This window comes from Streptomyces sp. 7R007 (assembly GCF_054850255.1).
Genome location: NZ_JBTWMV010000008.1, coordinates 148,511 through 161,087, shown reverse-complemented (window position 1 = coordinate 161,087; position 12,577 = coordinate 148,511). Strand labels below are relative to the sequence as shown.

Here is a 12,577-nt window from a genome sequence, read left to right as displayed (position 1 = left end):
GGCGAGAACCTGACGCCCACGCGGCGTCGGACACGGAGGCGGACGATGGACGAGGCACGGGCGCGGGACGTACTGGCCGTGGCGGGCGTGCTGCCCGGTCCGGCGCGGGACGCGCGGCTCCTCGCCCTCGGCGAGAACGCGGTGTTCGCCGCGGGCGACCTGGTGGTCAAGGTGGGCCGGGACGCGGAGCTGCTGGAGCGGGCGCGGCGGGAGCTGGACGTCGCGCTGTGGCTGGCCGGGGCGGGGGTGCCGGCGGTGCGGGCGGCCGAGCCCGAGCCGCGGCTGGTCGAGGGGCATCCGGTGACGGTGTGGCACCGGCTGCCGGAGCCCGTACGGGCCGCGGAGCCAAGGGATTTGGCCGAACTCTTGCGCCTCGTGCACGCCCTGCCCGCGCCGCCGTTCCCGCTGCCGCGGCGGGAGCTGCTGGGCGGGGTGGAACGGTGGCTGCGGCTGGCGGGGGACGCGATCGATCCGGCGGACGCGGCCTATCTGCGGGAGCGGCGGGACGGTTTCGCGGCGGCCGCGGCGGCGTTGACGCCGCACCTGGAGCCGGGGCCGATCCACGGGGACGCGCTGCCGCGGAACGTGCACGTCGGGCCGGACGGTCCGGTGCTGGTGGATCTGGAGACGTTCTCCGGGGACCTGCGGGAGCACGACCTGGTGGTGATGGTGCTGTCCCGGGACCGGTACGGGGTGCCGGCGGCGGCCTATGACGGGTTCGTCGAGGCGTACGGGTGGGACGTGCGGGAGTGGGAGGGCTGCTCGGTGCTGCGGGGGGCGCGGGAGACGGCCAGCTGCGCGTGGGTGGCCCAGCACGCGCCGAGCAATCCCAAGGCGCTGGCGGAGTTCGAGCGGCGGGTGGCCTCCTTGCGGGAGGGGGACGAGTCGGTGCGGTGGTACGCGTTCTGAGCGCTTGAGGGGTGGGGACCGCGCGGTGTCCGGCGGCTGCGGGCAGGTGGTGGCTGAGCGCGCCGCTCCCCCACGCCCCTCAGGGCGTCGACGAAGGGCCGGCTCGTCCGCTCTGGATCGTCCCTGCGGCTTCCCTCAGCGCTGTCAGGACCGTGCGGACCGCCTTGCGGGCCGTGCGTTCCGGGCGGTGGAGGGCGTCGATGTGGCGTCTGGCCTGGACGCCGGTGAGGGGTCTGAGGACCAGCGCGGGGTGGGGCCGCATCGTCCAGCGGGGCATCAGGGCGATGCCTCCCCCGGCGGCCACCGCCTCCGCCACCACCGCGAACTCGTTGATGCGGTGGGCCAGATGGAGCCGGCGGCCGGCCGCGGCGGCGATGGCGTCGATGACGGCCATGACCGGGAAGCCGTCGTGGACGGTGATCCACGGCTGGTCGGCCACGTCACGCGGGGTCACCCGGGGCTTGGCGGCCAGCGGGTGGCCGGCGGGCATCGCCACGTCCAGCGGTTCGCGCAGCAGGGTCGTCGCGGCCACGGTCGCCGGCCAGGGCGGGGCGTGGTCGAGGCGGTGGGCGAGGACCAGGTCGTAGGCGCGGGTGAGGCGGGGGAAGTCCTCCTGCGGTACGTCCTCGTCGGCGAGCCGCGGCACGGGCGCGCCGGGGCCGGCCAGCGCGCGCAGCAGCGGCGGGAAGAACGCCGCCGCCGCGCTGTGGAACGCCGCCACCGACACCTCGCCGCCGGGCCGCTCCAGGAACTCCGCCACGGTGTGCCGGGCCCGCGCGAGGGCCGTCTCGACCTCGACGGCCGCGCCCGCCAGCGCCTGGCCGGCGTCCGTGAGCACCAGCCGGCGCCCCTGCCGCTCGGTCAGCGGCACCGGGACCGAGCGCTGGAGCAGCCGTAGCTGCTGACTGATCGCCGAGGGCGTGACCAGCAGCGCCTCGGCGACCGCGGTGACACTGCCGAGTTCGCCGAGCTCCCGCAGGATGCGCAGCTGCCGTTCGTCCATGTCCGAAGAGTGTAGGGAGTCGATGTAGCCGTACTAAAAGATCGTTTAAGAAGCTGGTACTGGGCTTCAGGGAGGGTTTCGGTGCACGGTGGGCGGGTGTCCGACGTCCGCCGTACCGATGCGGTACTCCTCCTGGTCGCCGTCGTGTGGGGTTCGAGCTATCTGTCCGCCCAGACGGCCACCTCCGCCCTGCCCGTCCTGATGGTCCTCTTCGCGCGCTACGCCCTGTCCGCGCTCGCCTGTCTCGGCCTGGTGGCCGCCGGCCGCGGCACGCGCCGGTGGACCCGTGACGAGCTGCGCGTCGGCGTCCCGCTGGGGCTGACGCAGGCCGCGGTCCTGGTCGTGGAGACGTACGGCGTCGCCCACACCAGCGCCGCCAACGCCGGGCTGATCATCAGCCTCACCATCGTGCTCACCCCTCTCCTGGACCGCCGGCGCGGTGGGCTGCCGCCCGCCTTCTTCGCCGCCGCCGGCGTGTGCGTGCTCGCCGTCGGCCTGCTGATGTCGGGCAACGGCTTCCACGCGCCCCGCCTCGGCGACCTGCTGATGCTCGCCGCCGCGCTGGTCCGGGCGGTCCATGTCGCCCTCGTCGGACGGCTCACCGCCGGGCGGGACGTCCGCCCGCTGCGGCTGACGGCGGTGCAGACGCTGGTCGGCACGGCGCTGTTCCTGCCGGCCGGCGCGCCCGACCTGCCGGACCTGGCCCGGGCCGGCGCGGCGACCTGGTGGCAGCTGGTGTATCTCGCCCTGTTCTGCAGTGTGTTCGCCTTCCTGGCGCAGACGTGGGCGGTGCAGCGCACCTCCGCCAGCCGGGCGAGCCTGCTGCTGGGCACCGAGCCGGTCTGGGCCGTCGCGGTGGGCATCGCCCTCGGCGGCGAGCATCTGACCCCGACGACGGCCCTCGGCGCGGCCCTGATGGTCGCCGGGACGTACTGGGGGCAGGCGGTGGAGCGAGCCCATCGCACCGCGCCCCCCGAGACCCCTGATCCGCCCCTCGCAGAGGACACCCGATGCCCCAGTACGACACCTACCAGCGCCTGATCTCCCTCCTCGACACCTCCGGCGTCGACTACAAACTGATCGACCACGCCCCCGAGGGCACCACCGAGGCCGTCAGCGCGCTGCGCGGGCACCCCGTGTCCGAGGCCGCGAAGTGCATCGTGCTGCGGGTCAAGGTCGACCGGCGCACCACCCGGCACGTCCTGGCGGTCGTCCCGGGCGACCGGCGTGTGGACCTGGACGCCGTGCGGGAGCTGTTCGGGGCGCGGTACGCCGGTTTCAGCGACGCGGAGACGGCGGAGCGGCTGGCGCGTGCGGTGCCCGGCACCGTGCTGCCGTTCAGCTTCGACCCGGAGCTGGAACTCGTCGCCGATCCGGAGGTCGTGGCCCAGCCGCGGCTGTACTTCAACGCGGCCCGGCTCGACCGCTCCCTGGCCCTGTCGGGCACCGACTACGAGCGGGTGGCCCGGCCCCGGGTCGAGCGCGTCGCGAGTCCCCCGGCGGAGTCAGGGCCCGCGGCCCACTGACGCGGCGGCCGGTTCAGACCGTTTCGTCCGTCAGCTCCCGCAGGGGCCACGTGCCGTCGACCACCGCCGTCGTGTCGCCCTTGCGGCGCAGGAAGTTCTGGAAGTCCGCCGCCCATTCGGCGTACCACTCGATCTGGCGGCGGTGCAGCTCCGCCGGGCCGAGGGCCGCGATCTTGGGGTGGCGGACGGCTATCGCGCAGGCCAGGCCGGCCGCGGCGAGGGCGTCCGCGGACGCGTCGTGCGCGGCGTCGAGGGGGACGCCGTACTCCGCGCAGACCGCTTCGAGGTTGCGCTTGCCGCGGCGGTAGCGGTCGACCCAGCGGTCGATGGTGTAGGGGTCCACGACCGGCGCGGGGTCCAGGCCGCCCAGGCGCTCGCGCAGGGACGGCAGGGCGTGCCTGCGCAGTTCGGCGGAGAGGAGGCTGAGGTCGAAGGCCGCGTTGTAGGCGACGACCGGGACGCCCGTCTTCCAGTACCCCACGAGGACGTCCGCGATGGCGTTCGCCACCTGGTCGGCCGGGCGGCCCTCGGTGGCCGCCCGTTCGCTGCTGATCCCGTGCACGGCCACCGCGTCCGCCGGGATCTCCACTCCCGGGTCCGCCAGCCACTCCCGGCGCCCTATGGGCTGCCCGGCCCTGACCTCGATCACGGCTCCCGTGACGATGCGCGCCTCGCGCGGGTCCGTCCCGGTCGTCTCCAGGTCGAAGCCGATCAGCAGCTCCCGGTGCCAGCCCATCGGCGGCCCCCCTTCTTGTGGTGCTTTCCCCCAGTGGTCTCCACGATCCCATGCACCACTGACAATCAGAGGACCGCATTCCGCTTGTCCGGGTGGACAGTTCAGGACACGGGCCGCGAATCCACCCACGTCTGCTCGAACTCCTCGCGGTATGTGGCGAAGAGTCCGCCCTCGATCCCTTCGTCCCGCTCGCCCGGCTTGACCACCCGGTTGCCGTTGCGCAGCACCAGCACCGGCGCCTCCATGCCGCGCGAGCGCCGCAGATACGACTGCACCACCGCGATGCCGTCCGAGCCGTCGCCGTCGACGAGGTAGGCCGAGAAGCGCGGGGTCTCGTCGTAGACCTGGATCTCGAAGGCGCCCGGGTCGCGCAGCCGGGACCGCACCCGGCGCATGTGCAGGATGTTCATCTCCACCGAGCGGCTCAACTCGCCGCGCTTCATGCCCAGCTCACGCTCGCGCCGCTTGACCGCGCTGGAGGCCGGGTTCAGAAACAGCAGCCGTACCCGGCAGCCGGCCTCGGCCAGGCGGACCAGGCGGCGGCCGGAGAAGTTCTGCACCAGCAGGTTCAGGCCGATGCCGACGGCGTCCAGGCGGCGGGCGCCGCCGAAGATGTCCTCGGCCGGGAACTGGCGCAGCAGGCGCACCCGGTCGGGGTGTACGGCGACCACGTCCGCGTACCGGTCGCCGACCAGGTCCTCCACCGCGTCGACGGGCAGCCGGCGCGCGGAGGGCACGTCACCGCCCGCGCCGAGTATCTCCAGCAGCCGGGCGGAGGCCCGCTCGGCCTGGTTGAGGACGGCCTCCGACAGGGCCCGGTTGCGGGAGACGACGTTGCGGGTGACCTCCAGCTCGTCCAGGGCCAGTTCGACGTCGCGGCGGTCGTCGACGTAGGGCTCGAAGCACGGCCAGTGCTGCACCATCAGCTCGCGCAGCTGGGGCAGGGTGAGGAAGCTGAGCACGTTGTCGTCGGCCGGGTCGAGCAAGTAGCCCTTGCGGCGGCTGACTTCGCGTACCGCGACCGCGCGCTGCACCCACTCCTGGCCGGCTGGGCCGGCCGCGGCGACCACCCAGTCGTCGCCGTGGACGGGTTCGTAGATGGGCCGCAGGACGGCGGCCACGACGGCGCGCAGCCGCTGTTCGACGAGGTTCAGCCAGATGTAGGCCCGGCCGGCTCGCTGGGCGCGCGTACGCACCTCGCGCCAGGCGTCGGCGTCCCACTCCAGCTCCGGCCCGATGGACGTCGTCTCCATCGGCCTGGCCAGGGACACCGCGCCGGGCGGGACGTCCGTGGAGTTCCCCTCGTGACCCTCGTCACCAGGGGGCAGCTCCAGCCCTCCCGAGCCCACCCGCGCACCGCCTTCCGCTCCCCCGAGCACTCCCCGTGTCAACGATCAAGGAAGGGTACTCCGCAAGCGGTCGGCGGTGCAGCCGGATGGACAGGGTCGTTTCTCAACTGCGCGGCCGCCAGTGGCCGTTCTGCCAGGAGAGCTCGTCCGGAGTGAGCGGATTCATAGCCGTGACGTCGCGCGGGGCGATCGAGAAGCCCTGCCAGTGGATGGGCATGGGCTGCTGGTCCTCGTCACGGGCTATGTGGTGGAAGCCCACGTTCATCCAGACGATCGGGTGGGTGAGCGTCTGGCCGTTGACCCACTTGTCGACGGACTTGCCCGCTCCGGCGGGGCAGTTGCCGGTGTTGTTGCTGGCGAACTGCTCGCACTTGTTGTACTGGGTGAAGTACACGTCGTGCCGGGTGAAGCTGCGGCCCGGGTACTTCGTGGTGGGCCCGGGGACGATCTCGTACGAGCGCGCGTGCCCGTCCTTGTTCTTGCCGGTCGCGCTGACCATCCGCCACCAGCGGTAGGTCCTGTAGTCGCCCGCGAGTTCCTTGGTGACCTTGGTGCGGGTGGTCTTGGCGGTCGGGGCCTCCTGGCCGCGGGCCGGCGCGGTGACCTTGGAGTCGTACTGCTCGACCTTGGTCTTGGAGGAGCCGTCGAGGCCGAAGTCGAGCCGCCAGAAGACGTTGTGGCTGTGGCTGGTGGCCTTGGCGGTGGCGCCCTTGCCCAGCGGCCAGCCGCGGCCGTCGCCGGCGTCGTAGTCGTCGTAGGAGAGGCTGCCGGTGGCGCCGACGTTCATGGTGACCGTGCCGTCGTCCTGGAAGCGCCACTCGGTCATGTACTCGTACCAGCCGACCTGGTTGACGGTGTAGACGAGGAGGTCCTTGCCCTGCGCCTGGTAGACCTTGTTGGCGGTGTCGCCCTGCATCCGGTACGCGTGCCCGCGCGTGCGCGTGGTGGTGCACAGGCCCTTGACGTCCGGGTGGTCGGGGTCCCAGGAGTCGGGCACGCGGACCGTCTTGATGGTGCCGCCGGGGCACTCGCCGGGCGCCAGGTTGACCAGCCCCTGGGCGAAGCCGAAGCCGGTGAGGTCGTCGTACTCGACGCTGCCGTCGTCATAGGGGACGTCGATCTGGGCGAGCCGGGCGCTGTTGAGGACCTTGATCGGCGCGCTCTCGCCCTTGGGCTGGTAGGAGACGTCGCTCAGGACGAGGCCGGCCTTGCTGTCGTAGCGCCAGCACATGCGCCAGGTGGTGCCGCCGGAGAGCTTCTGCTCGATCTTGTAGGCGGCGCTGCAGTCGGTGGCCGCCGCGGTCGCGGTCTTCGGCTGGGCGACGGCCGGTCCCGCCCCGGCCGTGGCGCCGGCGGCCAGCGCGGCCACGGTCAGGCCGACGGCCGCCCGCGTGCGGGCGCGGCGGATTCTGTTCTCAGGCATGGAGAAGTGACCCCTTAGGGAGGAGCAGGTTGGACAAGTGGACGGAGGGCGGCCCGGCGCGACGGAGGGCCCGGCCCCTGCGCGGGGCGGCTCAGCCCTGGTGGAGCTCGGCGATCTTGCGGGCGCTGAGGTCGATCACGAAGTTCCGGGCGTCGATCCACGCACCGTTCTTGATCTTCGGGAACAGGCGCACGCAGCGGTGCTCGCCGCACTTGTCGAGCACGGCGGGCTGGGCGCCCGGCGTGGCCCGGTAGACGGCGCCGTTGAGCAGCAGCTGGTCGGGGGTGGTGAGCTCCTTGCCGGTGGCGTCCTTGTAGTCCGCCCGCAGGCCCGCGCCGAGCGGGTCGGCGATCAGCAGCCGGGCGGCCTCGGCGTTCTCGGCGCGGCTCAGCGGGGGCTGCACCCCGTGCTGGACGCCGCCCTGCTCGACCTTGCCGGTGTCCAGGTTGACGGTCTTGGTGACGAGGGTGTCGTTCCGGTAGTCGTAGAACGTCACGTCGGCGCGCCGGGGCGCGTCCGAGGCGTTCGCCTCGTCGTCCTCCGGGTCGGCTAGGTCGACGGTCAGGCGCTGCGGCCCGCGTTCGCCCTCGACGTTCTCACCGGAGGCGAGCAGCTGCCGGCCGGCGGCGATCCGCTCGGCCCTGCTGGTCTCGTCGTCGGTCAGGGGATCGGTGCCGTGGCCCTTGTCGCCCTCTGCCGGGGCCTGCTCGACGACGCCCGGCCCGACGGCCCCGTCCCGCCCCTGTGCGGCCTGCCGGGCGCTGTGAGCGCCCGTGCCGCCCCCTGTCTCGTCGGCCCCCGCCGTGCCCGGCAGGGTGATCCCGACCATCACGGCGGTCCCTGCCACCGCGATGGCCGCACCTGCCACCACCTTGCCCAGATGGCGGTGCACTATCCTGCGCACATCTTCCCCCTACTCCCCCTTTGGTCACGGGAGTATGTGTTTGCCCCACACGTTCGGCATACCGCGTATGCACTGGTCGATCGGTAAGAGGGACGTAAGTCATAGGTGGTTCCATCACTTTCGGGGAGACTCGGGGTCAAGGCGCCCACGGGGGCGCGCCGTACCTGAAAGAGTCGTATCCATGCAGGTCTGGCCTGGCGAGGCATATCCGCTCGGTGCCACGTACGACGGCGCCGGAACGAACTTCGCGGTCTTCACGGAGGCCGCGGACCGAGTAGAGCTGTGTCTGCTGCACGACGACGGCTCGGAGACGGCGGTGGAACTGCGCGAGAGCGACGCGTTCGTGCGACACGCGTACGTGCCGGGCGTGATGCCCGGGCAGCGGTACGGGTTCCGGGTGCACGGGCCCTACGACCCCGCGCGCGGGCTGCGCTGCAACTCCGCGAAACTGCTGCTCGACCCGTACGCGCGTGCGATCAGCGGCTCGATCCGCTGGGGCGAGGAGGTGTACGGCTACCACTTCGACGCGCCCGACCAGCGCAACGATCTGGACTCCGCGCCGCACACCATGACGTCGGTCGTGGTCAACCCGTACTTCGACTGGGGTGACGACCGCCGGCCCCGGCGCGGTTACCACGAAACGGTGATCTACGAGGCCCATGTGAAGGGCCTCACCATGCGCCATCCGGGGCTGCCGGAGGAGCTGCGCGGCACGTACGCGGCGCTGGCGCACCCGGTGATCATCGAGCACCTGGTGGAGCTGGGGGTGACGACCCTGGAGCTGATGCCGGTCCACCAGTTCGTCAACGACCACCGCCTGGTCGACATGGGCCTGAACAACTACTGGGGCTACAACACGATCGGCTTCTTCGCCCCGCACAACGCGTACGCCTCCTGGGGCGACCGCGGCCAGCAGGTGCTGGAGTTCAAGTCGGCGGTGCGGGCGCTGCACGAGGCCGGCATCGAGGTCATCCTGGACGTGGTCTACAACCACACCGCCGAGGGCAACCACCTGGGGCCGACGCTCTCCTTCAAGGGCATCGACAACCCGCAGTACTACCGGCTGGCCGACGACCCGCGCTACTACATGGACACCACGGGCACCGGGAACTCCCTGCTCATGCGGTCCCCTCACGTGCTCCAGCTGATCATGGACTCGCTGCGGTACTGGGTCACCGAGATGCACGTCGACGGTTTCCGCTTCGACCTCGCGGCGACGCTGGCCCGGCAGTTCCACGAGGTGGACCGGCTGTCGTCGTTCTTCGACCTGGTGCAGCAGGACCCGGTCGTCTCCCAGGTGAAGCTGATCGCCGAGCCGTGGGACGTCGGCGAGGGCGGCTACCAGGTGGGCAACTTCCCGCCCCTGTGGACCGAGTGGAACGGCAAGTACCGCGACACCGTGCGCGACCTGTGGCGCGGCGAGCAGCGCACGCTCGCGGAGTTCGCCTCCCGGCTGACGGGCTCCTCGGACCTGTACCAGGACGACGGGCGGCGGCCTTTGGCGTCCATCAACTTCGTGACCTGCCACGACGGGTTCACGCTGCACGACCTGGTGGCGTACAACGACAAGCACAACCAGGCCAACGGCGAGGACAACCGGGACGGCGAGAGCCACAACCGGTCCTGGAACTGCGGCGCCGAGGGCGAGACGGACGATCCGGCCGTGCTGGAGCTGCGCGCCCGCCAGATGCGCAACTTCATCGCCACGCTGATGCTGTCCCAGGGCGTGCCGATGATCAGCCACGGCGACGAGTTCGCGCGCACCCAGCGCGGCAACAACAACGCCTACTGCCAGGACAACGAGCTCGCCTGGGTCCGGTGGCCCGAGGAGGGCAGCGAGCTGCTGGACTTCACGCGCGCGATGGTGTGGCTGCGCAAGGACCATCCCGTCTTCCGCCGGCGGCGCTTCTTCCACGGGCGGCCGGTGGAGGGCACGCACGACGAGCTGTCGGACATCGCCTGGTTCACTCCGGAGGGCGCGGAGATGACCCAGCGGGACTGGGACTCGGCCCGGGCGTCGGCGCTGACGGTGTTCCTCAACGGCAACGCCATCTCCGAGCCCGGCGCGCGCGGGGAACGCATCACCGACGACTCGTTCCTGCTGATGTTCAACGCCTCGCCGAAGCCGCTGGAGTTCGTGGTGCCGGTCAACCACGGCCGGCAGTGGGAGGTGGTGGTCGACACCGCGCGTGCGGACGGGGTGCCGCAGGAGGCGGACCAGAAGGTGCAGGCGGGCGACCGGCTGACGCTGGTGGACCGGAGCATGGTGGTGCTGCGGCGGCCGGTCTAGCGCGCTCGCGCGGGACGTGAGGGTGGTTCGGTGACACGAAGGACGGCAGGGCGGGTACGTAGGTTTCCATGACACCTGTGCGACCCGACGATCCTGTGGTGCCCACGGCCACCTACCGGCTGCAGCTGCAGCCCGACTTCCCGTTCTCGGCCGCGGCGGCGACCGTGCCCTATCTGGCCGGGCTCGGCGTCTCGCATCTGCACCTGTCGCCGGTGCTGGAGGCGGTGCCGGGCTCGGCGCACGGCTACGACGTCGTGGACCACGCGCGCGTGCGCGAGGAGCTGGGCGGCGAGGAGGGCCTGCGCGCGCTGGCGGGCACCGCGCGGGAGCACGGGCTGGGCCTGGTGGTGGACATCGTGCCGAACCACATGGCGATGTCCCCGCGGCACAACCGCGCCCTGTGGGAGGTGCTCCGGGAGGGCCCGAAGTCGCCGTACGCGCGCTGGTTCGACATCGACTGGGAGGCGCAGGGCGGGCAGGTGCTGCTGCCGGTGCTGGGCGGGCCGCTCGGCGAGGTGATCGGCGAGCTGCGGGTCGACGGGGACGTGCTGCGCTACTACGACCACGTCTTCCCGCTGCGGGAGGGCACCGAGGAGCTGCCGCTGCCGCAGCTGCTGGACGCCCAGTGGTACCGCCCGGTGTGGTGGCGGCTGGCCCGGACGGAGCTCAACTACCGGCGTTTCTTCAGCATCTCGGAGCTGATCGGGGTGCGGGTGGAGGACCCGGAGGTGTTCGAGGCCACGCACGCCACGATCCTGCGGCTGCTGCACGAGGGCGTGGTGGACGGTCTGCGCGTCGACCACCCCGACGGGCTCGCCGACCCCGACGGGTATCTGCGGCGGCTGCACGAGGCGACGGGCGGGCGCTGGACGGTCGTGGAGAAGATCCTCTCCGACGGGGAGCGGCTGCCGGCGTCCTGGCCCGTGGCGGGCACGACGGGCTACGACGCCCTGCGGCACGTCGACGGGCTGTTCACCGACCCGGCGGGCGCCGGGGAACTGCTGGGCCAGTACCGGCGGTTCGCGGCCCCGCAGACGGACCGGGGCGGCGACTGGGCGGCGACGGTGCGCCGGGCGGCGTACAAGGTCGTCACGCACGAGCTGGCCGCCGAGGTGGACCGGCTGACCAGGGTGGCGAGCCGTCTGTGTGCCACCTCGCCCGACCCCGCCCTGCGCGACCGGGCACCCTGGACGCTGCGCACGGCGCTGGAGGAGCTGCTGGTCCGTCTGGAGGTCTACCGGCCGTACGCCTCCGGGGACGCCGCCTCGGTCGTGACGGAGGAGGCGGCGGCCGAGGCACGGCTCGCCTTCGTCGTCCCCGAGGAGGCGGGGGCGGTCGACGTGGTGCGCGCACTGGTCCTCGGGCGGTACGGCGACTGGCCCGAGCACGTGGAGTTCCGCACCCGGTTCGCGCAGACCGCCTCCGCGCTGCGCGCCAAGTCCGTGGAGGACACCGCGTTCTACCGCTATGTGCCGCTGCTGGCGGCGAACGAGGTGGGCGGTGAGCCGGGCAGCCCCGCCGTCTCGCCGGAGGACTTCCACGCGTACTGCGCGCGCGTGCAGCGCGACTGGCCGGCGACCGGGACGGTGGTGTCGACGCACGACACCAAGCGCAGCGCCGACGTGCGGGCGGCGCTGGCGGTGCTCACCGAGTGCCCGGAGCGCTGGGCGGACGTCCTGACGGAGGTGACCCGCGCCGGTGCGGGCGTGCCGGACGCGCAGCTGGCGTGGGCGGCCTGGCAGACGGTGTTCGGGCTCGGCCCGGCGGATGCCGAGCGCGTCCAGGGCGCCCTGCTCAAGCACGTGCGCGAGGCGGGGCTGTACACCAGCTGGACGGAGCAGGAGCCGGCGTACGAGCAGGCGGTGGCGGCGTTCGTGGCGGCGGGGCCGTGCGGGGCGCCCGGCGCGCACGTGGCCGCCCTGCGGGCCGCCCTGGAGCCCCACATCCGGGCCAACGTGCTGGGCACGGCCCTGGTGCACCTGACGATGCCGGGCGTGCCGGACGTCTACCAGGGCACGGAGAGCGAGTACCGCGCACTGGTGGACCCGGACAACCGGCGCCCGGTCCGCTTCCCTCCGGAGGACCCCGGCGACAAGGGCGCGCTGACGGCGGCGGCACTCGCCCTGCGGGCCCGCCGTCCCGCCGCGTTCGGGGACACGGGGGCCTACGAGCCCCTCACGGCCGAGGGTCCGGCGGCGGCCCACTGCCTGGCGTTCACCCGGTCCGGCGAGACGGTGACGGCGGTGACCCGTCTCTCGCTGCGCCTGGCGGCCGCGGGCGGCTGGCGGGACACCCGCCTGCCGCTGCCTCCGGGCCGGTGGGCCGACGTCCTGACCCCGGGCCGCGAGTTCACCGGCCACGCACGCGTGGCGGAACTCCTCACACCGCTTCCGGTCGCCCTGCTGGAACGGGTCGACTAGGGCCGCCGTCCGGCCCG

Annotated in this window: 10 protein-coding genes; 5 read left to right on the top strand and 5 right to left on the bottom strand. The window is 72.8% G+C overall.

Annotation, left to right across the window (positions count from 1 at the left end; genetic code table 11):
* Positions 1-45 precede the first annotated feature (45 nt).
* Positions 46-909, top strand: a complete 864-nt coding sequence (locus ACYF6T_RS13440; RefSeq protein ID WP_461696218.1) for a phosphotransferase enzyme family protein — start codon at positions 46-48, stop codon at positions 907-909.
* Between the two features lie 79 nt (positions 910-988).
* Here the strand turns inward: ACYF6T_RS13440 and ACYF6T_RS13435 are convergent, their stop codons facing one another.
* Positions 989-1,912 (bottom strand): LysR family transcriptional regulator, encoded by a 924-nt coding sequence (locus tag ACYF6T_RS13435; RefSeq protein ID WP_461696217.1) that lies wholly within the window; start codon positions 1,910-1,912, stop codon positions 989-991.
* A 96-nt stretch (positions 1,913-2,008) separates the two neighbouring features.
* Here ACYF6T_RS13435 and ACYF6T_RS13430 point away from each other — a divergent pair, with 96 nt between their 5' ends.
* The gene (locus ACYF6T_RS13430) at positions 2,009-2,953 is read left to right on the top strand and encodes a DMT family transporter (RefSeq protein WP_461696216.1); all 945 of its coding nucleotides are present in this window, start codon (positions 2,009-2,011) and stop codon (positions 2,951-2,953) included.
* The gene (locus ACYF6T_RS13425; protein ID WP_461696215.1) at positions 2,923-3,438 is read left to right on the top strand and encodes a YbaK/EbsC family protein; all 516 of its coding nucleotides are present in this window, start codon (positions 2,923-2,925) and stop codon (positions 3,436-3,438) included. Before ACYF6T_RS13430 ends, ACYF6T_RS13425 begins: the two co-directional genes overlap by 31 nt.
* A 13-nt stretch (positions 3,439-3,451) precedes the next feature.
* Here ACYF6T_RS13425 and ACYF6T_RS13420 read toward each other — a convergent pair whose 3' ends face one another.
* From ACYF6T_RS13420 to ACYF6T_RS13405, 4 genes are all read right to left on the bottom strand, one after another.
* Positions 3,452-4,174 carry an exonuclease domain-containing protein gene (locus ACYF6T_RS13420; protein ID WP_461696213.1) on the bottom strand — a complete coding sequence of 241 codons (723 nt, stop codon included), beginning with the start codon at positions 4,172-4,174 and terminating at the stop codon, positions 3,452-3,454.
* 101 nt (positions 4,175-4,275) lie between these two features.
* Positions 4,276-5,523: an SAV2148 family HEPN domain-containing protein gene (locus ACYF6T_RS13415; RefSeq protein ID WP_461696212.1), complete on the bottom strand. Its 1,248-nt coding sequence runs from the start codon at positions 5,521-5,523 to the stop codon at positions 4,276-4,278.
* 103 nt (positions 5,524-5,626) lie between these two features.
* Complete coding sequence (locus ACYF6T_RS13410) at positions 5,627-6,946, bottom strand: copper amine oxidase (protein WP_461696211.1); 1,320 nt, start codon at positions 6,944-6,946, stop codon at positions 5,627-5,629.
* A gap of 91 nt (positions 6,947-7,037) precedes the next feature.
* Positions 7,038-7,850 carry a Tat pathway signal sequence domain protein gene (locus ACYF6T_RS13405; protein WP_461696210.1) on the bottom strand — a complete coding sequence of 271 codons (813 nt, stop codon included), beginning with the start codon at positions 7,848-7,850 and terminating at the stop codon, positions 7,038-7,040.
* 181 nt (positions 7,851-8,031) lie between these two features.
* Here ACYF6T_RS13405 and glgX point away from each other — a divergent pair, with 181 nt between their 5' ends.
* The gene (gene glgX / locus ACYF6T_RS13400; RefSeq protein WP_461696208.1) at positions 8,032-10,140 is read left to right on the top strand and encodes a glycogen debranching protein GlgX; all 2,109 of its coding nucleotides are present in this window, start codon (positions 8,032-8,034) and stop codon (positions 10,138-10,140) included.
* Between the two features lie 68 nt (positions 10,141-10,208).
* Positions 10,209-12,560 (top strand): malto-oligosyltrehalose synthase, encoded by a 2,352-nt coding sequence (treY, locus tag ACYF6T_RS13395; RefSeq protein WP_461696206.1) that lies wholly within the window; start codon positions 10,209-10,211, stop codon positions 12,558-12,560.
* Positions 12,561-12,577 lie beyond the last annotated feature (17 nt).